Source organism: Amycolatopsis albidoflavus, from assembly GCF_039525725.1.
Classification (GTDB): domain Bacteria; phylum Actinomycetota; class Actinomycetes; order Mycobacteriales; family Pseudonocardiaceae; genus Amycolatopsis; species Amycolatopsis albidoflava.
This window is the reverse complement of the sequence record NZ_BAAAHV010000012.1, coordinates 360,402-383,403: the sequence shown is the minus strand read 5'-3', so window position 1 is coordinate 383,403 and position 23,002 is coordinate 360,402. Positions and strand designations below refer to the sequence as shown.

General features: G+C 70.1%; 20 protein-coding genes and 1 pseudogene. 9 read left to right on the top strand and 12 right to left on the bottom strand.

Annotated features, from left to right (window positions below):
* Positions 1-4: 4 nt before the first annotated feature.
* Positions 5-826: pseudogene (locus ABD156_RS20260) on the bottom strand (DMT family transporter); the annotation flags it as partial.
* Between the two features lie 36 nt (positions 827-862).
* Between ABD156_RS20260 and ABD156_RS20255 the strand changes: the two are divergent.
* Complete coding sequence (locus tag ABD156_RS20255; protein WP_344275572.1) at positions 863-1,423, top strand: TetR/AcrR family transcriptional regulator; 561 nt, start codon at positions 863-865, stop codon at positions 1,421-1,423.
* A gap of 4 nt (positions 1,424-1,427) precedes the next feature.
* Here ABD156_RS20255 and ABD156_RS20250 read toward each other — a convergent pair whose 3' ends face one another.
* A complete protein-coding gene (locus ABD156_RS20250) occupies positions 1,428-1,991 on the bottom strand; it encodes a CGNR zinc finger domain-containing protein (RefSeq protein WP_344275569.1) in 564 nt (187 codons plus the stop codon).
* 103 nt (positions 1,992-2,094) lie between these two features.
* Between ABD156_RS20250 and ABD156_RS20245 the strand changes: the two genes are divergently transcribed.
* Positions 2,095-3,006: a pyridoxamine 5'-phosphate oxidase family protein gene (locus tag ABD156_RS20245; RefSeq protein ID WP_344275566.1), complete on the top strand. Its 912-nt coding sequence runs from the start codon at positions 2,095-2,097 to the stop codon at positions 3,004-3,006.
* A gap of 12 nt (positions 3,007-3,018) precedes the next feature.
* Positions 3,019-3,480, top strand: coding sequence for a nuclear transport factor 2 family protein (locus ABD156_RS20240; protein WP_344275563.1), 462 nt, complete (start codon positions 3,019-3,021; stop codon positions 3,478-3,480).
* Between the two features lie 84 nt (positions 3,481-3,564).
* On the opposite strand, the gene ABD156_RS20235 is transcribed toward ABD156_RS20240, so the two are convergent.
* Entirely contained in the window at positions 3,565-4,956 is a 1,392-nt protein-coding gene (locus ABD156_RS20235) for an amino acid permease (protein ID WP_344275560.1), read from the bottom strand.
* A 353-nt stretch (positions 4,957-5,309) separates the two neighbouring features.
* Between ABD156_RS20235 and ABD156_RS20230 the strand changes: the two genes are divergently transcribed.
* From ABD156_RS20230 to ABD156_RS20205, 6 genes are all read left to right on the top strand, one after another.
* Positions 5,310-8,291: an arabinosyltransferase domain-containing protein gene (locus ABD156_RS20230; protein WP_344275557.1), complete on the top strand. Its 2,982-nt coding sequence runs from the start codon at positions 5,310-5,312 to the stop codon at positions 8,289-8,291.
* Positions 8,292-8,439: 148 nt separating this feature from the next.
* Positions 8,440-10,479: an MDR family MFS transporter gene (locus ABD156_RS20225; RefSeq protein ID WP_344275554.1), complete on the top strand. Its 2,040-nt coding sequence runs from the start codon at positions 8,440-8,442 to the stop codon at positions 10,477-10,479.
* 136 nt (positions 10,480-10,615) lie between these two features.
* Positions 10,616-12,181, top strand: coding sequence for a hypothetical protein (locus ABD156_RS20220; protein ID WP_344275551.1), 1,566 nt, complete (start codon positions 10,616-10,618; stop codon positions 12,179-12,181).
* Between the two features lie 33 nt (positions 12,182-12,214).
* Positions 12,215-13,156: a non-homologous end-joining DNA ligase gene (gene ligD, locus ABD156_RS20215; RefSeq protein WP_344275550.1), complete on the top strand. Its 942-nt coding sequence runs from the start codon at positions 12,215-12,217 to the stop codon at positions 13,154-13,156.
* Positions 13,157-13,233: 77 nt separating this feature from the next.
* On the top strand, positions 13,234-13,584 hold the full coding sequence (locus tag ABD156_RS20210) for a hypothetical protein (RefSeq protein ID WP_344275547.1): 351 nt from the start codon (positions 13,234-13,236) through the stop codon (positions 13,582-13,584).
* Between the two features lie 77 nt (positions 13,585-13,661).
* Positions 13,662-14,444 carry an SDR family oxidoreductase gene (locus ABD156_RS20205; RefSeq protein ID WP_344275545.1) on the top strand — a complete coding sequence of 261 codons (783 nt, stop codon included), beginning with the start codon at positions 13,662-13,664 and terminating at the stop codon, positions 14,442-14,444.
* Here the strand turns inward: ABD156_RS20205 and ABD156_RS20200 are convergent.
* From ABD156_RS20200 to ABD156_RS20160, 9 genes are all read right to left on the bottom strand, one after another.
* Positions 14,441-14,920 carry an SRPBCC family protein gene (locus ABD156_RS20200; protein WP_344275543.1) on the bottom strand — a complete coding sequence of 160 codons (480 nt, stop codon included), beginning with the start codon at positions 14,918-14,920 and terminating at the stop codon, positions 14,441-14,443. The genes ABD156_RS20205 and ABD156_RS20200 overlap by 4 nt on opposite strands.
* Positions 14,921-14,972: 52 nt before the next feature.
* Entirely contained in the window at positions 14,973-15,176 is a 204-nt protein-coding gene (locus ABD156_RS20195) for a DUF6186 family protein (RefSeq protein ID WP_344275539.1), read from the bottom strand.
* Entirely contained in the window at positions 15,173-15,775 is a 603-nt protein-coding gene (locus tag ABD156_RS20190) for a hypothetical protein (protein WP_344275536.1), read from the bottom strand. The genes ABD156_RS20195 and ABD156_RS20190 overlap by 4 nt, the downstream gene beginning before the upstream one ends.
* Positions 15,776-15,904: 129 nt before the next feature.
* Complete coding sequence (locus ABD156_RS20185; protein ID WP_344275533.1) at positions 15,905-16,810, bottom strand: cobalamin-binding protein; 906 nt, start codon at positions 16,808-16,810, stop codon at positions 15,905-15,907.
* Between the two features lie 15 nt (positions 16,811-16,825).
* Positions 16,826-17,926 (bottom strand): serine hydrolase domain-containing protein, encoded by a 1,101-nt coding sequence (locus ABD156_RS20180; RefSeq protein WP_344275529.1) that lies wholly within the window; start codon positions 17,924-17,926, stop codon positions 16,826-16,828.
* A 10-nt stretch (positions 17,927-17,936) separates the two neighbouring features.
* Complete coding sequence (locus tag ABD156_RS20175) at positions 17,937-19,502, bottom strand: ABC transporter ATP-binding protein (RefSeq protein WP_344275526.1); 1,566 nt, start codon at positions 19,500-19,502, stop codon at positions 17,937-17,939.
* Positions 19,499-20,395 (bottom strand): ABC transporter permease, encoded by an 897-nt coding sequence (locus ABD156_RS20170; RefSeq protein ID WP_344275523.1) that lies wholly within the window; start codon positions 20,393-20,395, stop codon positions 19,499-19,501. Before ABD156_RS20170 ends, ABD156_RS20175 begins: the two co-directional genes overlap by 4 nt.
* Positions 20,392-21,348, bottom strand: coding sequence for an ABC transporter permease (locus ABD156_RS20165; RefSeq protein WP_344275520.1), 957 nt, complete (start codon positions 21,346-21,348; stop codon positions 20,392-20,394). Before ABD156_RS20165 ends, ABD156_RS20170 begins: the two co-directional genes overlap by 4 nt.
* Positions 21,345-22,937, bottom strand: coding sequence for an ABC transporter substrate-binding protein (locus ABD156_RS20160; protein ID WP_344275517.1), 1,593 nt, complete (start codon positions 22,935-22,937; stop codon positions 21,345-21,347). The genes ABD156_RS20165 and ABD156_RS20160 overlap by 4 nt, the downstream gene beginning before the upstream one ends.
* Between the last annotated feature and the right edge of the window lie 65 nt (positions 22,938-23,002).

The window sequence follows — 23,002 nt, the reverse complement described above, 5'->3', positions numbered from 1 at the left end:
CGGCGGCGATCAAGGCCAGCCCGAGGCCCACGCCGGTCAGCACGGTGAACGGTTCGCCGAACAACAGCGTGCCCCAGACCGAGGTGACCGGCGCGATCAGGAACATCAGGCTGTTCACCGCGGTCATGCCGATCCGTCCGACCAGCAGCCAATACAACCCGTACCCGCCGAAGGTCGCCAGCACGACCAGCCAGGTCAGGGCGAACCAGAAGTGCCCGGACGCGGGCGGCACCGCGCTGCCGGTCGCCAGCGCGAGGGCGGTGAACACTACGGCCGAGGTGGCGCAATGGATAGCCAGCGCGCGCAACGGGGGAGCGGCGACGCGAGCCCGGCGTTCGAGCACCGTGGAGGCGACTAGCCCGAGCATGCCGGCGAACGGGATCAGGTACGCCCAGGCCGGGGCGTGCGAAGCGGCGTCCGACCAGCTGACCAGGACGACGCCGATTAGGCCCAGCGCGAGGCCGAGCCACTGCCGTCCGGTCGCCGCGACGCCGAGCAGCGGACCGGCGAGCGCGGCGGCGACCAGCGGTTGCACGCCGTCGATGAGTGCCGTCGTGCCGGTGCTGACGCCTTCGCCGATGGCCCAGTAGACGGTGAGCAGATAGCCCGACTGGGACAGCAGCCCGATCAGGACGTGCCTGCCCAGCTCGCCGACCGGCCGCACCCGCAGGAAGGGCGCCAGCAGCAGCGCGAGCGGCAGGAACCGCCACATCAGCACGGTCGGCACGGACGCGTCCGCCGCGCCGAGTTTCGCGCCGATGAACCCCGACGACCAGCACACCACGAACAGGACGGCCGCTCCGACTATACCGATCGGTTTACCCATGGCACCGGACTATACAGATCGGTATACACTGGGGCCATGACGATCGACTGGACCCCGAAGGCGCGAGCGGTGCTGACGGCCGCGTCGGAGTTGTTCTACGAACGCGGGATCCACGCGGTCGGCGTCGACGTCATCGCGGCGAAGGCGGGCGTCACGAAGAAGACGCTCTACGACCGGTTCGGCTCCAAGGACCGGCTGGTCGTGGAGTACTTGTCCGATCGGGACGCGCGCTGGCGGGCGTTTCTGGGCGAGTGGCTGGAGAAGGCCGGAACGGACCCGCGGGACCGGGTGGCAGCGGCGTTCGACGCGTCCGAGGCGTGGGCGAAGAAGTACGGCGGCAAGGGCTGCAGCATGATCAACGCGCACGCGGAGATCAGCGATCCCGCGCATCCGGCGTACGCGGTCGTGACCGAGAGCAAGAAGTGGATGCTCGGCGTTTTCGTCGAGTTGGCCGAGTCGGCGGGCGTTTCGGATCCGCGTCAGGCGGGCGAGCAGATCATGCTGCTGCACGAGGGCGCGGTCGTGATGGCGGGCATGCGGGTCGCGAAGGGTGTCTTCAAGCGTGCGGCGGAAACGGCGGTGGTGCTGCTGGGCTGAGCCGTCAGCGCGTCGAGCGGACCTTCTCGTAATGCCGTGCGGCGCGCGCTCGGTTGCCGCAGGCGACGGAGCACCACTCGCGGCGCGGATGCGTCTTCATGAAGTAGAGCACGCAGCCCGGCGCGTAACAGGCGCGCAGCTTTGCCGCTTCCGGGCCGCCCAAAAGCGCGATCGATTCTCGTGCCACGCGGGCTAATCCAGTGACAACAGGCGAAGTGCCGCGCGAGGCACTCTCCTGCAATTTCCCAGCCACGAAGGTCAATTGGGGGACAGGCAGGTGGGTGACGAGGTCGTTCAAGTCGCCCAGTGCGGTGTCCAGATTGACGGTCGGGGTCTGCCGATCGTCGGCGGTGACTTGGGCGGCAAGGCGGCGGACGGCGTCGCGAAGCCGCTGTGCCAGCGCGAGTTCGGCGGCGGACGACTGCCGCGGCCCGCGTTCGATGCCGGCGTCGTCGAGCCACGCGTCGAGGTCTTCGCGGGTCCGGAGGTCGTCGTGGAGCCCGCTCGTGTCGGCCCAGACGGTCGCCATCAGGCGGACCGGCACGACCTCGTCCGGCAGCATCCCCATGGCCGAGACCGTATCACGGATGGAATGGGTTGCATCCGTGAGAAGCGACTGCTAGAACTTCTCACGGAACATCATCGTGCGACCCGTGAGAAAAGGAGGTGGCATGAACCAGGCGATCCAGCAGGTCTTCCACGCCGGCGAGCTGGCGGTCCAGCGCGAGGCCGGAGTCGAACGCCAGGCCGCGCGCTTGTCGCGGATGGCCGAACCAGCCGGGATTTCCGCGGGAATGGCGGGGTTCCTGGCCGAGCGAACGCTTCTCGTCATCACCGGACGCGACGCAGCGGGGCAGCTGTGGACGTCGCCGATCGTCGGCCCGCCCGGGTTCCTCGAAACCAGGTCGGCGACCACGCTCGCGATCCGCCGCGGGATCCCGGAGGGCGATCCGCTGCACGGGCTCCCGGCCGGGCAGCAGCTCGGGATGACGAGCATCGAGTTCGCCACGCGCCGCCGGGTCCGGATCAACGGGAGTCTCTCGACCGTCGCCGAAGACCACCTGATCGTGGATATCGAGCAGGCGTACGGCAACTGCCCGCAATACATTCAGCAGCGCGTGCTGTCCGAGGAAATCGAACCGACAGCACCAGCGCAGACCCGCCCAGAGCTGAGTCCTGGCGACACCGAGCTGATCCAAGAAGCCGACACGTTCTTCCTCGGCACCGTGAACCCCGGCCACGGCGCGGACGCGTCCCATCGCGGCGGCGCGCCCGGGTTCGTCCGTGTCGAGGGAAATGCCCTGTGGTGGCCCGATTATCCCGGCAACAACCTGTTCAACAGCCTCGGCAACATCGCCGCGAACCCGGAAGCCGCGCTGCTCTTCTTCGACTTCGCCACCGGCCGCGTCCTGCAGGTCTCCGGGACCGCCGCGATCGAATGGGGCGAAGCGGGCCGCTCGGGCGACGACGGCTACACCGGCCGGATCGTCCGGCTCGAGGTGCGGCGCATCGTCTCCGGAGGTCCGGCGCCGCGTCAGGTCGCGCACACGCCGTATCCGCGCAATCCCCAGCTCATCAACTGAAAGGACCCCGTCATGACCGAATCGCGGCCCCCGTTCCCGCCGTTCGACCTGTCCGCCGCGCTGAAGAAGGTCCAGGCCGCCGAGGACGCGTGGAACACCCGGGATCCCGAGAAAGTCTCGCTGGCCTACACGCCGGATTCCGTGTGGCGCAACCGGGACACGCACGTGGTCGGCCGTGCCGCGATCGTCGAATTCCTTGCGGCGAAGTGGGAGCGCGAGCAGGATTACGCGCTGCGCAAGGGACTGTGGGGATTCCGCGAGAACCGCATCGCGGTCCGGTTCCAGTACGAGAGCCGCGACGCGGACGGGCAATGGTGGCGCAGCTACGGCAACGAGCTCTGGGAATTCGCCGAGAACGGCCTGATGAGCAGGCGCGAGGCGTCGATCAACGACCGGCGCATCGAGGAGGCCGACCGGCGCATCTTCGGACCGCGGCCGGAAGCAGAACACGGGGTCGACTTCCCGCTGTGGTAAGAAACCCGGCCGCCCCTCCGGTGGTGTCGGAGGAGCGGCCGGGCCGGTGCCGCGTTCGCGGGGATGGGGGAACGCGGGCTTTGCTCAGGCGCCGGTGCGCGCCTGCCGTTTGCGGGACACGATGCGCCAGCCGAGCGCGAGCACCACGACGATCGCCGGGATCGAGTAGAACGCGATCTTCTCGGCTCCGTCGGAGAATCCCATCAGCACCACGACCAGCACGAGGAATCCGAGAGTGGCCCAGCCGGTGTACGGTGCGCCGGGCATCCGGTAGCTCGGCCGCTCCAGTTCGCCGCGCAACGCCGCCTGGCGCATGCGCATCTGCGAGAACACCAGAGTCGCCCATGTCGCGACCACGCCGAGCGACGCGATCGCGGTGGCGATGTCGAAAGCCTTCGACGGCACGATGTAATTCAGCACCACGCCGAGCACGTAGGCCACCGAGGTGAAGAGAATTCCGCCGTAGGGCACGTGCCGCGAGTTCATCTTGCCGACGAACTTCGGCGCCTCGCCCTCGTCGGCGAGCGCGCGGAGGATGCGGCCGGTGGAGTACAGGCCCGAGTTGCACGAGGAAAGCGCGGCGGTGAGGACGACGGCGTTCATCACGTCGCCGATGCCGCCGATGCCCAGCCGCGAGAAGACCGTGACGAACGGGCTTTCGCCGCCGTTGTAGAACGGCCACGGCATCAGCATCGCCAGCAGCAGCACCGAACCGACGTAGAAGACGCCGATCCGCCAGACGACGCCGTTGATCGCCTTCGGGAGAACCTTGCGCGCGTCCTTGGTCTCGCCGGCCGCGATGCCGACGACCTCGATCGCGGAGTAGGCGAACACGACCGCCTGCAGCGTCATCAGCGCGATGCCGACGCCCGCCGGGAAGAACCCGCCGTGGTCGGTCAGGTTGTGCACGCCAGCGGTGGTGCCGCCGATGTTCGCGCCGGTGAACACGAGCCCGAGCGCGGTCACCAGGAACACGATGATCGCGAGGACCTTCACGACGGAGAACCAGAACTCCAGTTCCCCGAACAGCTTCACGCTCAGCAGGTTGACCGCCATCAGCACGCCGAGCGCGATCAGCGCGGTGATCCACTGCGGCACGTCCGGCAGCCACTTGTGCACGTAGATCGCGACCGCGGTGATCTCCGCGATCCCGGTCATCGCCCAGTTCAGCCAGTACATCCAGCCGGAGACGAAGCCGGCCCACGGCCCGATGAACTCGCGGGCGTAGGTGACGAAACTGCCGGAGCTCGGCCGGTGCATGACGAGTTCGCCGAGCGCCCGCATCACGAAGTAGGCCGCGATGCCGCACAGCGCGTAGGAAAGGACCAGCGACGGTCCCGCTTCGTGGAGCCGCCCGCCCGCGCCGAGGAAGAGCCCGACCCCGATCGCCCCGCCGATCGCGATCATCTGCACCTGGCGATTGCCCAGTGCTTTCGTGTAGTTGTCGCCCTCTTTGGCGACCACTGTGGATTCCATGGTTGCGAGACGCTAGCGGTACCGGGCGGCGTGACGCAGCACACCTAGGCTGGACTTAAGGTGTGCTCCAGATCACCGTGGAGGAACCGGGTAAATCGGGCAGGACCCGTTTGAAATCCGGAAATCGTGCTGGAGCTGCGCGGATGTCCACGATGGACGGTGCGCGCGGAGACTTTCGGGCAGCCGCCGGGGGTATCCAGGGTATCGGCGGAAGCGGGCGTCCGCCAGAGCGCTGAGGCGGCCGGAACGGGCGATGCCGACGGCGGGCGGATGTTCCACAGTGGACGGACGGAACCGGTGCGCGGCGAGGCCGCTTCACGGCGGGGAAACCCCGGAACACTAAACTGCGCGCGATGCCGTCCCCAGATTCCGACGCCACCGCACGCGGACAACCCGGCGATCGTTGGCTCATCATCGGCCTCGGGCTCCTTTCCGCCCTGACCGCGGTGCTGTTCACCGTGGCGCCGGTGAACACCGAGACAACGACGTACCGCTGGAACGGAGCGCAGGACACCGCGCTGCCGTCGTACCCGTACCACCCGGCCAGAATGGACGCGACCGTCCGATGCGCCGACCCGAACGGGCTGATCCTGGCGACCACTCCGCCGGGAGGCAAACAAGGCGCCGAGCCGCTCGGCGGCGGGCTGGAGATCCGGGCGGTCGACGGCACGGTCAGAGCCGAACTCGGCGGTGCCGAGCTGCTCCGCCGGCCGTCCGGCGGCGACTGCCGGCTGACCGTGCACTCGGACGGCCAAGGCACTGCCGTCGGCACCGCCAGGACTGCGAGCCGCCCGGCCGTCACCGGCCTGTACACCGAGCGTCCGGGCACGGTGTCCGCGCAGGTCGAACCCGACACCCGATGGGTCAGCTCGCCGAGCGTGCTGAAGGTCGCGCTCGGCGTGGTCTCGTTGCTCGCGCTGCTCGGCATGATCGTGCTGCTGATCCGGCGCGACCGGCGTGCCGCGCGAAAGGTCCGGCTGTTCCCCCGGCGGGCGTGGGTGCCGCGGCCGGCGGACGTCGTCGTGACCGGGGTGCTCGGAGTCTGGTCCGTCATCGGTGCGCTCACCGTGGACGACGGATACATCTCGACGATGCTGCGCGCTCGGGAATCGAGCGGGTTCACCGGCAATTACTTCCGCTGGTTCAACGCGCCGGAAGCGCCGTGGGGCTGGTACTACGAGCTGTACGCGCTGCTCGGCCGCATCTCGCCGGCCATGGTGTGGATGCGGCTGCCCTCGGTGCTGCTGGGGCTGGCGTCCTGGTTCCTGATCGATCGGCTGGTGCTGCCGCGCCTGGTCGACCGGCCGGGCCGGTGGACCCGCTGGGCGGCCGCGGCGCTGTTCCTGGCGTGGTACCTGGCCTTCGACGTCGGGCTGCGGCCGGAGCCGTGGATCGTGTTCGGCTCGCTGGCGGTGTTCGCGCTGGTCGAGCGTGCCGTGGCGACCGGTGCGGTGACGCCGGTCGCGGTCGGGCTCGTGGTCGCCGGCGCCACCGCGACGACCAACCCGCTCGGAGTCGCGGCATTCCTGCCGTTCGTCGCCGGAGCGCGCCCCCTCGTCCGGCTGGTGCGCAGGCGTGCCGACCTCCGGGTGCTCGGCGCGATCGCGGTCGTCGCCGGAGCCGCGGGCAGCGCGTTGCTGACGGCGTTCTACGACCAGCCGCTGACTGCCGTCCTGCAGTCGACCGTCGTCCGTCAGCAGATCGGCCCGGATCTCCCGTGGCAGAGCGAAATCACCCGTTACACGACCCTGCTCGACCCGTCGGTGGTCGAGGGCGCGCTGAACCGCCGAGTGCCGGTGCTGCTGATGTTCCTGGCGATGGCGCTGACGGCTGTGCTGCTGATCCGGCGCCGTGCTCCGGGACTGGCCGTCGGGCCTGCCCGCCGGATGGTCGTCGTCAGCGTTCTGTGTCTCGTCGTGCTCGCGTTCACGCCGACGAAGTGGACGCACCACTTCGGTGCGCTGGCCGGGTTCGGCACGCTGGTGACCGTGATGCTGGTGCACACCGTCGCGCGCGGAGCGCTTTCCTCGGTGTGGGCACGGGCGGCGGCGCTGGGCTTGGCCGCGGCGACGACGTGGCTGGCCTGGTCCGCGCCGGACCGGTGGTGGATGCAGTCGGACTACGACGTCCGCTGGGGCGATTCCGTTCCCTCGGTGAAGGGCGTGCGGCTGGCGGATCTGGTCCTCTGGGCCGGGCTGGCCGTCGCGCTCGGCGGCGTGCTCGCCGGGGCCTGGCTGAGCGCGAAGCGGCGGCCGGAGGCGGGGCGCGCGCCGCGCTGGCTGCCGAGGTCCGGCTGGGCGATCGTCGCGGTGGCCGCCGCGACGGTGGCGGTCGAGCTGGCCGGGCAGGCGCAAGCGGTGAAACTGCGGTGGGACACCTACTCCGTCGGCCGGTCGAACCTGGCTTCGCTCGGCCTCGCGCCAAGTGCTGGCAGCGCCGGAAGCTCCTGCGGCGTCGAGGACTGGCTGGACGTCGAGCCGGACGTCGGCGCCGGGGTGCTCCGGCCGTCCGCCCCGGCCGCGGCGGAAGGGTTCGCGATGAACGCCACGTTCCCGCCGGACTCGGCGCCGCGGACCCCGTACGGCACTGACCCGGCGCACCCGGCGTGGAGTTCCTACCGGTCGCCGTCCGGGACCGGCACGCTCACCACCGGGTGGTACGACCTGCCCGCCGACATCGGGGCGAAGGATTCGGCTCCGGTCGTGATTTCCTTTGCCGGGCATGGGAAAGTGCAGGTGTCGATGGAGTTCGCGAAAGCGGACGGGACCGTGCTCGCGGCCGTGAAGGCCAAAGGGGACGGCAGCGGGAAGTGGCGCGACGCGCGGTTCGATCCCCGCTGGCAGGCGCCGGGCGCGCGACGGGTCCGGGTCGTCGCGCGCGACGCGGACCCCGGTCCGTCCGGCTGGGTCGGGGTCACCGCACCCCGGATTCCGCGACTGGCGCCGCTGACGAAGGAGATCCCCCCGAGCGCGCCGGTGACGTTGGACTGGACCAATGCTTTCGTCGTGCCGTGCCGGACTCCGGCCTCGTTGGCGGACGGCATCGTGCAGCCGGTCCGTTACCGGTTCGCCCCTGGTCCGGACGCGCAGTCGCTGGCCAGCGTCGCCTACTCCGCGGACGCCGGCGGGCCGTACGTGCCGTTGTTCGCCGACGCGAAGGCCACCGAAGTCCCGACGTACCTGCGCGGCGACAAACTGCGCGAGCCGGTCGCGGTGTACCGGTTCGACTACCCGGTCGCGATGCGGGGACTGACCGTCGAACACGGTACCCGGCCGACGTCCGGGCTGGCGAAACAGCCAGCCATGCTCGACGCGACCCGAGGAGGCGGCGGGTAGGCAAGACGTGAAGCGCGCGCCGGACCGTCGGTCCGCCGCGGTCACCGGAACGGGCGACAACGGGGCCTGGCGGCTATTCCACAGTGGACCGAGGTGCTTACGTGGACGCGCCGGGAGCGGCCCGGCGCGGGCGCGCGAGGAGGAGCCGATGACGGCCACGGCGGAGGAGATCCGGGAAGAACCGGCGCCGGCGGCGCTGTCCCGGCGCAAGATCCACGCGGTGTTCGGCGCGGTGGTGCTCGGCATGCTGCTCGCCGCGCTGGACCAGACCATCGTCGGGACCGCGCTGCCCACCATCGTCGGCGACCTCGGCGGGGCCGGGCATCTGTCCTGGGTCGTCACCGCGTACCTGCTGGCCGAGACGATCATGACGGTCGTCGTCGGCAAACTGGGCGACCTGTTCGGCCGCAAGCTGATGTTCCAGCTGTCGGTGATCGTGTTCGGCGTCGGCTCGTTCTTCTGCGGGTTCGCCGACAGCATGACCTGGCTGATCATCTGGCGCGCGGTGCAGGGACTCGGCGGCGGCGGGCTGATGGTCACCTCGACCGCGCTGATCGCCGACGTCGTCCCGCTGCGCGAACGCGGCAAGTACCAGGGCGCGCTCGGCTCGGTGTTCGGCGTCGTGACCGTGGCCGGGCCGATGCTGGGCGGGCTGTTCGTCGACCACCTGTCCTGGCGCTGGGCGTTCTACGTCAACATCCCGCTCGCGGTGGTGGTGCTCGCGGTGGCCGCGTCGGCGATGCCGAGCGTGCGCGCCGCGGTCAAGCCGGTGATCGACTACCTCGGCATCCTGCTGATCGGCCTCGCCGCGACCGGGCTGACGCTCGTCACGAGCTGGGGCGGGACCACGTACGCGTGGGGTTCGCCGGTGATCATCGGCATGGCCGCGGGCTCGGTGGTGCTGCTGGGCGCGTTCGTCGCGGTCGAACTGCGCGCGCGGGAGCCGATGCTGCCGATGCGGCTGTTCCGGAATCCGGTGTTCACCGTCGCCGGGATCATGAGCTTCGTCGTCGGGTTCGCGATGCTCGGCGCGCTGTCCTATCTGCCCACCTACATGCAGTACGTCCAGGGCGTGTCGGCGACGACGTCCGGCGTGCGGCTGCTGCCGATGGTGCTCGCGCTGCTGGTCGCCTCGATCCTGTCCGGCACGCTGGTCAGCCGGACCGGGAAGTACAAGATCTATCCGCTGGTCGGATCCGCGGTGATGACGGTCGGGCTGTATCTGCTGTCGCGGCTCGGGCCGCACACCGGGTTCTGGGAATCCGCGCTCTACATGGCGGTGCTCGGCCTCGGGATCGGGCTCGGCATGCAGGTGCTGACCATCGCGGTGCAGAACACCGTGGACTACAAGGATCTCGGCGTCGCGACGTCCGGGGTGACCTTCCTGCGTTCGATCGGCAGTTCGTTCGGCGCGGCGATTTTCGGCACCATTTACGCGAATCAGCTCGGCCCGAATCTGGCCAAAGCGCTTGCCGAACACCCGCTGCCGCCGGGCGTCGACCCGAAAGCCGTCCAGGTCCCGCTGGCCTTGCACCATTTGCCCGCGACGATTTCGGAACCGGTGATCAGCGCGTACGCGGATTCGCTGCACGTCGTGTTCCTTTATGCCGCGCCGGTCGGGCTGGTCGCCTTCGTGCTCGCGTTCTTCCTCAAGGAAATGCCGTTGCGCGACACCGCCCGCGCCGCCGCGCCGGACCTCGGCGACGGATTCGCGATGCCCGAAGCGCACGAACCCGACCGGGAACTCGAACGGGCCATCGCGACTTTGCTGTTCCGGGAACGCCGCAAAGCCGCGCCCGCGATCGTCGCGCGGGCAGGGTCCGAACTGGACGTCGGCGGCCTGTGGTGCGTTCTGCAGGTCCGGCTTCGCGAGCGGGCCGGCCGTCCGGCGACGCTCGAAGCGATCGGCGAGGACCACGGCGTCCCGGCGCAGGTTCTCGAACCGGCCTTCGCGCGGCTGGAACTCACCGGGCACCTGAACTACGCGCGGGACAGCTGGTCGCTCACCGAATCCGGGACGCGCGAATGGGACAAGCTCGTGCGCGCTTGGCACGACTGGATCGCCGAACGCCTCGGCGACTGGGGCGCCGGCGACCGGTCCGAACTGGACGCCGCGATCACCCGCGTGGCGACCCGGATCCTCGACCAGGGCGCCGACCGCGCCGGGGGACGGCACGCACTGGCGTGAAACTGCGGGAAATTGCGCCGCGCGGCGGGAAACCGTTGCGAAACCGGTACCGCTGGTGCAGCGGGTGCGGAGGCACCGACGTTTCGGACAGCCCGTTAGCATCTGCTTGTCAGACACCCTCTACTGTTCCGGGATCATGTCGGTGGATGAATCTGTGCTCACGACTTCGGACGACTCGAACAGCGCGGAGAGCGCGCGCGTTCCCGTCCGGTCCCGCCTCGCCGCGTGGCTGCCGGTGGCCGCCGCGGTGCTCGGCCTGCTCTCGTTCCTGCTCGTGCGCGGGAGCCTCACCGACGACGGGTACATCACCCTGTCGTATGCGAAGAATCTCGCGTTGCACGGGGAATGGGCGCTCGTTCCCGGCTCGATCGCGAACTCCGCGACGTCGCCGCTCGACGTCCTGCTGCTCGGGTTCCTGACCTTCGTCACGCGGATCAGCGGCTCCGCGCACACGGTGGTGGCGCTGGGCGCGCTCACCGTGCTGAGCAGCGCCGCGATCGGCTGGGCGTGGGCACGGCTGACCCGCCGCTTCGGCCTGTCGCCGTGGGTCGGCGTGCTGGGCCTGCTGCTGGTGATCGCCAACCCGTTCCTGCTGTCGGCCACCGGCCTCGAGGTGCTGCTCGTCCCGGCCGTCCTGCTGTGGCTCGTCGTGGCCGCGCTGGAGAAGCGGCCGGTGCTGTTCGGCGCGGTCGCCGCGCTGACCGTGCTGACCCGCCTCGACCTGGTCGTGTTCGTCCTGGTGATCGCCTTCTCCACCGCGGCGATCCGGAAGAAGTTCTGGACGGCCGTGGCCGCCGCGGTCGTGGTGTCCGCGCCGTGGTTCCTCACGAGCTGGTTCGCCCTCGGCTCCTTCATCCCGGACACCCTGGTGATCAAGCAGGACCAGGAAGGCCTCTTCGGCGCCTGGGGCTACTTCAGCGGTCCGATGATGTACTTCCTGTACCTGCCGTTCACCGTGATGGTCGCCTTCGCCTCGGCGCTCGTCGGCGTGACCGTGCTGCTCGGCTGGCTGGCCCTGCGCTTCGCGCGCCGCTGGGACGACTTCCCGCAGCTGGCCCCGGTCGTCGCGCTCGGCGCGGGCGGCGTTGTCTACTACATCGTCTACTCGACGCTCGGCGTCGGCCCGTACCACTGGTACTACGTCACCCCGATCGTCAGCACGGCTTCGTTCGCGGTCCTGATGATCGGCGTCTGGCACGCCGAGACGAAGAAGCGGCCGAAGCTGAACCGCGTCCCGCCGCTCGTCGCGCTCGGGCTCGGCGGCGCGGTCGCGCTCGCCAACGTGGGCGTGGACCTCGCGCAGGGCGTGCCCTGGCAGTCGCCGGTCATTTTCGGCAACTGGGCGAGTTCGACCGACTACGCGCGGGTCGGCAAGGAGCTCGGCGCGCGGCTGCAAGGCAAGTCAGTGGCCGGGCCGGGGGAGATCGGCACGCTGGCCTACTACTGCGACTGCCAGATCCTCGACGTGTTCTCCGACCGCAGCCAGGTCACGAAGATCGTGAACAAGCGGCTCGCCGAGGACGGCTTCTTCAGTAAAACGATCCTCCGGATCAACTACCACTGGTTCCACCGGCTGCCGCTGCGCAAGCCGGACTACCGGCTGCTCTACGACAAGGGCCCGGGCAACGGTCCGGACCAGTGGACGGTCTATTCCGCGGCCAAGGGCGTCGGGCATTTCACCCTCGTGCCGTTCGACCGCTGACGCACCGGCCGATTTCCGGATACGGTCGGTTCCATGGCGAAGGGCGAGGCCGTCGAGCTCGAGGTGGGGGACCGGACGGTCCGGGTGTCCAACCCGGACCGGGTCTACTTCCCGGCGCGCGGCGAGACGAAGCTCGATCTCGTCCGCTACTACCTGTCGGTCGGCGACGGGATCGTGCGCGCGCTGCGGGAGCGGCCGTGCATGCTGCACCGGTTCCCGTCCGGGGTGGCCGGGGAGAAGGTGCACCAGAAGCGGGTGCCGGGCGGTGCGCCGCCGTGGCTGGAGACGGTGCGGGTGCAGTTTCCGCGCTACCACCGGCACGCGGACGAGCTGTGCGTGACCGAGCTGGCGCACGTGGCGTGGGCGGTGCAGATGTCCACTGTGGAGTTTCATCCCTGGAATTCCCGGCGCGCGGACACCGAACGGCCGGACGAATGGCGGATCGACCTCGACCCGATGCCGGAATGCGGGTTCGAGACGGTGCGCCGGGTCGCGCACGTCGCCGAGGAAATCCTCGACGAGCTGAACATCCGCGGCTGGCCGAAGACGTCCGGCGGCAGCGGGATGCACATCTACGTCCGGATCGAGCCGCGCTGGGGATTCGCGGACGTCCGCCGGGCGGCGCTCGCGTTCGCCCGCGAGGTCGAGCGGCGGGCTCCGGACGAGGTCACCACCACCTGGTGGCGCAAGGACCGGGATCCGAAAAAGCTGTTCGTGGACTACAACCAGAACGCCCGCGACCACACGATCGCCAGCGCCTATTCGGTGCGCGGCGTACCGGAGGCGCTGGTGTCCACGCCGATCCGCTGGGACGAGGTCGACGACGTCGACCCGCACGACTGCACGATCGCGACCGTGCCCGCCCGGTTCGCCGAACTCGGCGACCTGCACGCGGGCATCGACGACGTGGCGTATTCGCTCGAGCCGTTGCTGGAGTGGGCCGACCGGGACGGGGTGGAGGCGGAGGACTCCTGAGCGAAATCATTCGGGCGCCTGGCGTCATGGGGGAGCGCCCGCCGAGTCTCCCCGGGGACGGAGCGGAGGACAGCACGATGGACAGTGCCGGGCACAACGATCCGCTCGCCGTGCTTTATCGCCTGCACCACCAGCTGCGCGTGCTGTCGCCGGTGCTGACAGTCGCGCCCGGCCGGCCGGAAACGAAAGCCATGCTGGACGGGCTCGCGGAGACCGTTTCCGAAGCCGCGGGCCTGCTCTCGACCGCGGAACCGGCCGCGCTGGCCGCCCTGCGGCAGGCGTTCGACCACGCTCGCGCGGGACGGGGCAACGAGGCGACGTCGGAGCTGATCACCGCCTACGGACGGTTGTCGGTGCTGCTGCGCAAGGACGCGCCGCGCCGGGACAGCACGGACGAGCCGACTGTGCGGTGGCGCTCGAAGTTTTGACCCCCGCGGTGCCCGGCATGCCAGGATGGCGGGCGAGAGCCGGCTGAGCCCGGGCGGTGCGGCAGCGGGAGGACCACGTGGCCGAGCAGATCCTCGTCACCGGCGGGACCGGACAACTGGGCCGGGTGGTCGTGGAACGGCTCCGGGCCGCGGAGGCGCCGGTGCGGGCGCTGAGCCGGCGACGGCGGTCCAGCGAAGGTGTCGAGTGGACAGCCGGCGACCTGCGCGACGGGCGGGGCATCGACGTCGCGGTCGCCGGGGTCGGCACCGTGATCCATTGCGCCACGGACTATCGCCGCGAGGTCCAGACGGTGCGCACGCTCGTGGAGGCCGCGCGGTGGAGCGGGCAGACGCCGCATCTGGTGTACGTCTCGATCGTCGGCGTGGACAAGATCCCGATGGGCTACTACCAGGCGAAACTGGCGGCCGAGAAGGTGATCGCGGATTCCGGGATGCCGCACACGATCCTGCGGGCGACGCAGTTCCACTCGCTGGTGCGGACGATCCTCGCCGGCGCCGCGCGGCTGCCGCTCGTGCCGGTGCCGAAGTTCCGGTTCCAGCCCGTCGACGTCCGCGACGTCGCGGCGCGGCTCGTCGAACTGGCCCAAGGCGAACCGCGGGGCCGGGCCGCCGATTTCGGCGGCCCGGAAGTGCGGACTACGGAGGATCTGGCGCGTGCCCTGCTCGCCGCGTCCGGGAAGGGCAAACGGCTCGTTTCGGTGCCGGTGCCGGTGCCGGGGCGGATCGGGCGCGGTTACGCGACCGGCGCGAATCTGGCGCCGAACCATGCCGACGGCGTGGTCACCTTCGAGCAGTATCTGGCGGAGCAGGGCAAGCCGACCGCGCTGCGGTACCGCTAGCCGGCGGCGCGGCGGCGGACGGTGCGCTCCAGGATGCCGAGCGTCGCCTTGAGCGCGGACTCGGGAACGACCGGGAACGTGAGGCGCTCCTTCCACTCCTCGGAGAGCTCCGACCAGTCGTAATAGGACGTGACGCGGGTGCCGCCGTCGGCGGGTTCGAGCCGGTAGCCGTAGATGTGGCGGACGTGCGGGCGGAGGCTGCCCTCGACGGTCCAGGCGATCTCCTCGTCCGGGACGAGCTTCGTGATGACGACCTCGACGTCGTATTTGCCGATGGGCCGGTCGCCGAGCGCTTCGCGGTCCATATGGACCACGAAGCGGTCTCCGGCCTGGGTGACCGGTTCGCCCTCGGCGTCCATGAGCATTCCGGAGGCGTCGATGTCGACGTGGCCCTGCGGGTCGGCGAGGACCGCGAAAACGGCGCTGGCGGGGGCGGGGACGATCCGCGAGACCTCGAGGCGTTCGGTGCTGGTCATGTCATCGACTATAGCAGAAATAATCGATGATTAGCTTGGTGTTAGCTCTGTGTCAGCTTTGGACGAAGAAGTGCCAGCCGACCCACCACCAGGCCAGCACGAGCGCGATCCGGGTCGACCGCTTCCGCATCAGCGCCGAGAGCACGCGGGTCAGCGGCGGGATTTTCTTCGGGAACAGATGGCTGCCGAGCCACAGCAGGATCGCGGCGGCCACGATCGCGCCGAAGCCGATTTCGGTGATCAGCCTGCTGCTCATGCCGTTCTCCTCGCCGCGGCGGCCGCGCGCAGCATCGCCAGCCCGGCCGCGACCCAGACGCCGAGCGCGAGTGCTTGGACGACGCGGTTGTCGAGCATCGGGTCGACGAGGTCGCTCATCGTCGGGTGCGTGAGCGAGAGTCCGCCCGCGGCTTGTTCGTAGATGAAGGAGACGAGCTCCCAGAGACACCAGGAGATCGCCAGCGCGACCCACAGCCAGCCTCGGTGCGGGACTGGCTGCGGCGGGAGCGAGGGGTCCCGCCATTCCACGACCAGCGCGCCGATGCCGATCGCGGCGATGGTGAGGAACATCGGCACGGTCTGGCGGCCGAAGACGAGCGCTACCAGTGCGGCAGCGGCGATCAGCGAGGTGCCGGGGAGCCGGGTGGACGGTGCGAGGAGCGCGTCGGCGGCGGTGCTGTGGCGTTCGGTGAAGAGCAGCAGGATCGCGGCGGCGAAGAAGATGACGCCGTCGGCGGGAGCGCCGCGGATCCAGTGGGCGAGGGAGGCGATGAGGAGGGCGGCGATCGGGAGATCGACGGCCAGCCGGTGCGCCGGGTAGTCCGCCGCGTGCCGTTCGGATGAGCTCAAGCGACGCACCCCATTTCGTGCCGGTCCTGCATGGAGGACAACACGAAAGGGGGCGGTTGGCTTCCCGGACGGGCGATCTTTTCGGGGGAAGGGCCGGATTTGCGGGGGAGCGGCGGACGCGAGTTGCGGGCGAAAGCGTCAGATCGGGCGGGCTTCGTCAGGGCTGACTGGTGGATCAGCGGGGACGTCGTGGAGCACGGTCGCGAGGATCTCCGCGCCGCGCACCACTCGCGGGCCGGGGCGGTTGAAGTACGCCGGGCCGTCGAGGAGCCAGACCCGGCTGTTCCGGACTGCGGGCAAGTCGGCCCAGCCTGGGCGGGAGGTGAGGACGTCGAGTTCAGCCTCAGTGCGGTCCGGCGAGAAGCCGCAGGGGAGAACGAGCAGGACGTCCGGGCGGGCGGCGGCGACGGCGTCCCAGGTCATCGGTTTGGTGTGCTCGCCCGGTTCGGCGAGCAGCGGCGTGCCGCCCGCGGCCGTGATCTGCTCGGGCACCCAGTGTCCGGCGGGCCAGAGCGGATCGAGCCATTCGAGCGCGACCACCCGTGGCCGGGGGAGCCCGGCGACCCTGCTCCGCAAGGCCGTGAGCCGTGAGCGGAGTTCGGCTGCGCGGGCAGCGGCGACGTCCGGGACGCCCAGCGCGTCGCCGAGGGTGGTCAGGCAGTCGAGGACTTCGTCCAGGGTGCGCGGTTCGAGGCTGAGCACGCGCGGTCCGGCGTCGAGCATCCGCACCGCCGCCGCGACGCGCGTGTAGGACACCGCGCAGACCTCGCACAGGTCTTGGGTGAGCACGAGGTCTGGCGCGAGTGCGGCCAGTTGATCGAGGTCTACTGAGTAGAGCGACGATCCTTGGTGCGACGCGTCGACGGCGGTGGAGATTTCGCGGCTGGTCAGCGTGTCGGAGTCGAGGTCCGCGGCGGTCACCACCGGCACGGACGCAATTTCGGCGGGCCAGTCGCATTCGTGGGTGCGGCCGACCAGGTCGCCGGCCTTGCCGAGAACGGCGACCAAGTCGGTGGCGGCGGGCAGCAGGGACACGATCCGCATGCGGTCCACGGTAGGTCAGACGGCCTCGTGCAGCGCCTCCAGCAGCGAGGAAGCCCGGTGGTCGACGTCCTCGGCCTGGAGTTCGTTCGTCACGAAGGAGAAGGACAAACCCCGGGTCGGCCACGCGCCGTGGCGACCGCCGCCGGCGCCGGAATGGCCGAAGGCGGCGGGATCGGCGTCGGCGGGGCCGTAGGTGCCGATCGGGTCGGCCAGTTCGAAGCCGAGGCCGAAGCGCAGCGGGCGGTCGTTGATCGCGTCGATGCCTTCGGACCAGGTGCGGGTGGCCTGGGCGAGGACCTCGTCCGGGACGAGCTTGCCGGAGCGCAGCAGGTCGTACAGGCGGGCCATCGCGGTCGCGGTGCCGACCGCGCCGCCTGCGGCCAGCGTCGCGCCGCGGTATTCCGGCGAGTTCATCGAGTCGCCGGAATCGAGCAGGCCGCGGTACATCCGTTCGACGATCCGGCGGCGTTCCTCGTCCTGGAGGAAGGTGCTGATCCGGTAGCCGGGCGCGCGTCGCAGGGTCGCGACCGGGACGGTCGGCGGGGTGCCGAGCCGCAGGTCGAGGCCGTGCGGCTCGGCGAGGAGCTCGCGGACGAGGGTGCCAAGGTCCTCGCCGGTGACGCGCCGGGCCAGCTCGGTGGCGAGGTAGCCGTAGGTGAGCGCGTGGTACGCGACCTTCGTGCCGGGAGTCCACAATGGACGTTGAGCGGCTAGGGCGTTCGCGTTCGCCGCGTTGTCCAGCATGGGCAGGTCGGGCTCGACGTAGGGCAGCCCGACCGTGTGCGACAACACCTGCGAGACCGGCACGTCCTCCTTGCCCGCCAAGGCGAATTCGGGCCAGTAGCGGGTCACGCGTTCGTCCGGGTCTAGCTTCCCCTGTGCGGTCAGAATCGCCAGGATGGTCGCGACCACGCCTTTGGTGCCGCTGAACAGCACAGCCCGGGTGTCCTCGGTCCACGGCACGCCGTCCGCCGCCGAGCCGCCCCACAGCTCCACCACCGGCGCGCCGTCGCGGAAGACGCTGAACGCGGCTCCGCCGGTGGTCGCTTCGATGATGTCGCCGAACGCTTCTCGCACGCCCTCGTAACCGGGCTTCACCGCTCCGTGCACAGTCATGATCGGCTCCTCACAGCCTCGGCGTCGTAGCGAGAAGTTCGCTGGTGTACTCGTGCGACGGAGAGTTCAGCACCGACTCGACGGTGCCCTCCTCGACAATCTCGCCGCCCCGCAGGACCGCGATCCGGTCCGCCACCTCCGGGGCGAGTGCGATGTTGTGCGTCACGAACAGCATCGCCATGCCGAGCTCCCGGCGCAGTTCGCCGAGCAGTTCCACGATGGTGGCCTGCACGGACACGTCCAGCGCTGAAGTGACCTCGTCGCACACGAGGACGTCCGGCGTGGTGACGAGCGCGCGGGCGATCGCGGCGCGTTGCCGTTCGCCGCCGCTGAGCTGGTCGGGCAGCCGGTTCGCGAGGTCTTGCCGCAGGCGGACCCGGTCCAAGGTCTCGGCGACCCGCTTCCGGCGCTCAGCGCGGGAGAGGGAAGTCAAGCGCACCAACGGAACCTCGATCGACTGCGCGATCGTCTTGCGCGGGTTCAGCGACGAGAACGGGCTCTGGAAGACGTACTGGATCCGCCGGAGCTCATCGGTGCTGCGCTGCCGGGCGGCCGGGGCCAGCGGCGTGCCTTCGAGGGCGACGGTGCCGGTGAAGCCGCGGTTCAACCCGGCGATGCATTGCGACAGCGTGGTTTTCCCCGAGCCGGATTCGCCGAGCAGCATCACGCTTTCGCCGCGCGTCACGGCGAGATCGATGCCGCGCAACACCTTCTGCTGCCCGTAGGCCAGCCGGATGTCGCGCGCGGCGAGCACTGCGTCGTCCGGCGGGGGAGCAGCGGCGGGTTCCGCACCGAGGTCGGGCACCGCTGCGAGAAGCCGCTTGGTGTACGCGTGCTTCGGCCGCCGCAACACCTCATCGGCGACGCCGCATTCGACCAGGTTTCCCTGGTACATCACGGCAACCCGGTCCGCGAGCTGCGCCACCACGGCGAGGTCGTGCGTGATGTAGAGCGCCGCGACGCCGTGTTCGGAGGTCAGTTGCCGGACGGTTTCCAACACCAGCGCCTGGGTCTTCACGTCGAGCCCGGTGGTCGGCTCGTCCAGCACCACGACGCTCGGGCGGCACGCGAACGCCATCGCGATGCCGACCCGCTGCTGCTGCCCGCCGGACAGCTGATGCGGGTATCGCCGCTGGTAGGCCTCGTCGGACGGCAGCCCGACCTCGGCGAGCACCTCGGCCACCCGGTCCTCGGCGGAACCCGGATACCCGTGCGTTTCCAGCACCTCGGCGATCTGCCGCCCGACCCGCAGCGCGGGGTTCAGCGACAGCGCCGGGTCTTGCGGAATGTACGCGACAGCGCGGCCCCGCAACTGGCGGCGCGCGGCGTCGTCGAGCGTCAGGACGTCGACGGGTTCGCCGTCGCGCGGATGCAGCACCACTTTGCCGCCGCCGGACACCAGCCCGCGCCGGAAATGGCCGAGCGCGGCCAGTCCGGCGGTCGTCTTGCCGGAGCCGGATTCGCCGACGAGCGCGAGAACCTCGCCAGGCGCGATCTCGTAGGACACCGAATGCAGCACCGGACGGCCCGCCGCGGTGCGCACGGCCAGCCCGGTCACCTCCAGAGCGGTCGTCATGCGCGTCCCTCCCGGGTCCGCCCGGCCGCGGCCGAGGCGAGCGAGTCGGCGACGAGGTTCGTGCCGACGGCCAGCACCGCGATCGCGACCACCGGGAGCAGCACGCCCCACGGCTGCACGACGAGCGCGATCCGGTTCTCGTTGATCATCAGGCCCCAGTCCGCGGCCGGCGGCTGGATGCCGAGCCCCAGGAACGACAGCGAGGCGATGTAGCCGATCGAATAGGTCAGCCGCAAGCCCAGCTCCACCATCAGCGGGCCGGTGATGTTCGGCAGGATCTCGCGCAGCAGGATCCGGCTGCGCGGGACGGCGTACATCTCGGCGGCGCGGATGTAGTCGTGGTTGCGCACCGAGACGGTGGCCTGCCGGGCGACCCGTGCGGTCCGCGGCGCGTGCGTCAGCCCGATGACCAGCACCAGCAGCCAGCCTTTCGGGCCGATCACCGCGATCGCCAGCAGTGCGATCACCAGCTGCGGGAACGACAGCAGGACGTCGTTGCCGCGCATCAGCAGGCTGTCCAGCCAGCCGCCGCCGTACCCGGCGATCATGCCGAGCAGCGCGCCGAGCACGATGCCGAGGGCGGTGGCGAGGACGGCGTACAGCAGCAACGTGGTGCCGCCAGCCAGGAAGCGGGTGAGGACGTCGCGGCCCAGGCCGTCGGTGCCCATCAGTCCGTCCGGTTTGAACGGCTTTCCGGCGAAGTCCGTGGTGGTGTGGCCGGTGATGATCGGCCCGAGCCACGGGCCGAGAAGCGCCACGAGGATGACGACTCCGGCCAGTACGGTGCCGACCTTGGCCTGCGGGAACGCCCAGGCGGCGCGGATCAGCCCGGCCGCGCGTGGCGGCGTTTCCGGGACGGCGGGGACTACCTGTTCCTCTTCGACCGCGGTCATCGCACTGCCTCCGTCCGGAGCTTGGGATCGGCGAGGATGCCGATCACGTCGGCCAGCAGGTTCACCACGATGTAGACCGCGGCGATCAGCAGCGTCACCGCCTGGACCACGGCGACATCGCGTTTGCCGACCGCGTCGATCAGCGCCTGGCCGATGCCGGGGTAGCGGAACAGGAATTCGACCACCACGACGCCGCCGGCCAGCCACGCCAGCTGGATCGCGACGACCTGCGCGACCGGGCCGACCGCGTGCGGCAAGGCGTGCCGCAGCAGCACCGTCCGCTCGCGCATTCCCTTGAGTCGAGCCATTTCCACGTACCCGGAATCGAGGACTTCGTTCATTGTCGCGCGCATCATCCGCGTGATGTACGGCGTCACGACGAGCACGAGCGTGAGCACGGGGAGGACAAGCTGACTTGGTTGGGCCCAGACCGCTTCGCCTGGCGGCGTGAGCGTGACCGAGGGCAGAAAGCGGAACACTGTGGTCGCGAAGAGGACGATGAGCGCCACGCCGATGACGAATTCCGGCAGCGCGGCGATCACCAGGCTGATTCCGGACACCACCTGGTCGCCGGCGCGGCCGCGGCGCATCGCGCTCCACGTGCCGAGCGCGAGCCCGAGCGGGGTGGCGATCACCGCGGCGAGCACAAGCAGCACCAGCGAGGCCGACACCCGGTCCGCCAGCAGCGTCGTGACCGGGCCCTGGGTCGAGGTCGAAGTGCCGAGATCGCCGGTGAACAGGCCGCCGAGCCAGGAGAGGTAGCGCTGCCAGACCGGTTCGTCGAGGTGCAGCGTGTGCTGCAGCGCGGCGATCCGCTCCGGAGTCGCCTGCTGGCCGAGGATGGCCCGGGCCGGATCGCCCGGCAGCAGCAGCGTCGCGACGAACACCAGCAGGGTGACCAGCCACAGCACCACGAGGCTCACGAGAAGCCGTTTGAGGATCAGTCTGGTCATGCCGCGCCGCCTTCCGCCGTGCCGAGCCAGACCTGCCGGAACTGGTAGCCCGACAGCGAAATCCCGGTGCGGTCCGGCACGAATCCGGCCACATAGGACTGATAGGCGTCGACCTGGTCGACGAAGCCCCACACGATCAGCCCGCCGCGTTCGTACTCGATCTGCTGCGCCCGGCTAAGCAGTTCCGCGCGCGCCTTCGGATCGACCGTGGCGCTCGCCCGCGTGACGAGGTCGGTGAATTCCGGGTCGTTCCAATGGGTTTCGTTGTAGGGCGCTTTCGGCAGCGAACCGGACGCGACCTGCGGCAGGTAGTTGCGCGTGTACCAGAAGTCCTGCGCGAAATCCCAGGACAGGTAGTTCTCGCCGTAGAACGTGGTGGTGTCGATCTTCCGGATCCGCACGTTCACCCCGGCAGCCTTGGCTTGCTGCTGGAACACCTGCGCGGCCTCGACCGCGCCGGCTTGGATCGGCGCGGTGACCAGTTCGATGTCGAGATTCGGCTTGCCCGCTTCGGCGAGCAGGCGTTTCGCTTCCTCGATGTTCTGCTTTCGCTGCGGCAACTGCCGGTTGTACGCGGGGTCGAAGGGCGCGTACAGGTCGTTGCCGACCCGGCCCTGTCCGCTGAGCACCTGGTTGATCATCTGCTCGCGGTCGACCACCAAGCGCAGTGCTTGGCGTACGCGGACGTCGTTGAAGGGCGGCCGGTCGACCCGCATGGTGAACGGCAGCCAGGTCCCGGTTTCCGACCGCAGCACCTGGATGCGCGGGTCGCTGCGGAGCACGTCCACGAGCGCGACGGGAACCTGGTCGATCGCGTCCACTTGGGACGAGAGGAGGGCGTTGATCCGGGCGTCGTCGTCGGAGAAGTTGATGAGCGACAACCGGTCCAGATACGGCTCGCCCGGCCGCCAGTAGTGCTCGTTGCGCACGAAGGTGCTCTGCAGGCCCGCGGTGAACGTGTCGGCTTTGAACGGTCCGGTGCCGATCGGCCGCTTGACGTCGAAGTCGGCCGGGACGATGCCGAGGCTGTACTGGCCGAGCAAGTCGTCGAACCCGGAGTTCGGGGAGGTGAGGCGGAATTCGACGGTCCGGTCGCCGGTGGCGACGACCTCGCCGAGCATGGTCAGCCCGGCCGCGCCGCTCTTCGGGTCCTTCGGGTCGGTGATCCGGCGGAAGGTCGCGACGACGTCGGCCGGGGTCACCGGGCGGCCGTCGTGGAAGCGGATGCCCGACCGCAGCACGGCGGTCCAGGTGCGCGCGTCCGGCGAGGACTTCAGCGATTCGGCGACCAGCATCTGGAGCCGGTAGTCGTGATCGCGCAGCAGGAGCGGCTCGTAGAGGTTGAGCACCCGCGCGATGTCCGGGTTCGTGGCCGGGATGTGCGGGTCGAGCGTGTCGGACGCGCCTCCGCCGGTGACGCCGACGCGGAGGGCGCCGCCGCGTTTGGGCGGGCCGGAGGGGACGGCCGCGGCGACGGTGGAGCCGCAGGCGGCCAGCAGGGGTGCGGTGCTGGCGAGCGCGGCACCGGCGAGCGCGGTGGTGAGGAATCGGCGGCGGGAAACGTTGGTCGGTTTACATCGGGCTTCCATGGGTGACTTTCGAGCGGGTGAGCGGCAATCCCGGCGCGAACCGGGATTGCCGCTCACGAGGGGGT

Bases quoted from the DNA above. Each gene is read 5' to 3' on its own strand.
- ABD156_RS20165 (WP_344275520.1), bottom strand. From the start codon at position 21,348: ATGACCAGACTGATCCTCAAACGGCTTCTCGTGAGCCTCGTGGTGCTG.
- ABD156_RS20200 (WP_344275543.1), bottom strand. From the start codon at position 14,920: ATGACCAGCACCGAACGCCTCGAGGTCTCGCGGATCGTCCCCGCCCCC.
- ABD156_RS20250 (WP_344275569.1), bottom strand. From the start codon at position 1,991: ATGGGGATGCTGCCGGACGAGGTCGTGCCGGTCCGCCTGATGGCGACC.
- ABD156_RS20180 (WP_344275529.1), bottom strand. From the start codon at position 17,926: ATGACTGTGCACGGAGCGGTGAAGCCCGGTTACGAGGGCGTGCGAGAA.
- ABD156_RS20220 (WP_344275551.1), top strand. From the start codon at position 10,616: ATGTCGGTGGATGAATCTGTGCTCACGACTTCGGACGACTCGAACAGC.
- ABD156_RS20170 (WP_344275523.1), bottom strand. From the start codon at position 20,395: ATGACCGCGGTCGAAGAGGAACAGGTAGTCCCCGCCGTCCCGGAAACG.
- ABD156_RS20230 (WP_344275557.1), top strand. From the start codon at position 5,310: ATGCCGTCCCCAGATTCCGACGCCACCGCACGCGGACAACCCGGCGAT.
- ABD156_RS20185 (WP_344275533.1), bottom strand. From the start codon at position 16,810: ATGCGGATCGTGTCCCTGCTGCCCGCCGCCACCGACTTGGTCGCCGTT.
- ABD156_RS20160 (WP_344275517.1), bottom strand. From the start codon at position 22,937: ATGGAAGCCCGATGTAAACCGACCAACGTTTCCCGCCGCCGATTCCTC.
- ABD156_RS20255 (WP_344275572.1), top strand. From the start codon at position 863: ATGACGATCGACTGGACCCCGAAGGCGCGAGCGGTGCTGACGGCCGCG.
- ABD156_RS20245 (WP_344275566.1), top strand. From the start codon at position 2,095: ATGAACCAGGCGATCCAGCAGGTCTTCCACGCCGGCGAGCTGGCGGTC.
- ABD156_RS20210 (WP_344275547.1), top strand. From the start codon at position 13,234: ATGGACAGTGCCGGGCACAACGATCCGCTCGCCGTGCTTTATCGCCTG.
- ABD156_RS20225 (WP_344275554.1), top strand. From the start codon at position 8,440: ATGACGGCCACGGCGGAGGAGATCCGGGAAGAACCGGCGCCGGCGGCG.
- ABD156_RS20195 (WP_344275539.1), bottom strand. From the start codon at position 15,176: ATGAGCAGCAGGCTGATCACCGAAATCGGCTTCGGCGCGATCGTGGCC.
- ligD (WP_344275550.1), top strand. From the start codon at position 12,215: ATGGCGAAGGGCGAGGCCGTCGAGCTCGAGGTGGGGGACCGGACGGTC.
- ABD156_RS20235 (WP_344275560.1), bottom strand. From the start codon at position 4,956: ATGGAATCCACAGTGGTCGCCAAAGAGGGCGACAACTACACGAAAGCA.
- ABD156_RS20240 (WP_344275563.1), top strand. From the start codon at position 3,019: ATGACCGAATCGCGGCCCCCGTTCCCGCCGTTCGACCTGTCCGCCGCG.
- ABD156_RS20175 (WP_344275526.1), bottom strand. From the start codon at position 19,502: ATGACGACCGCTCTGGAGGTGACCGGGCTGGCCGTGCGCACCGCGGCG.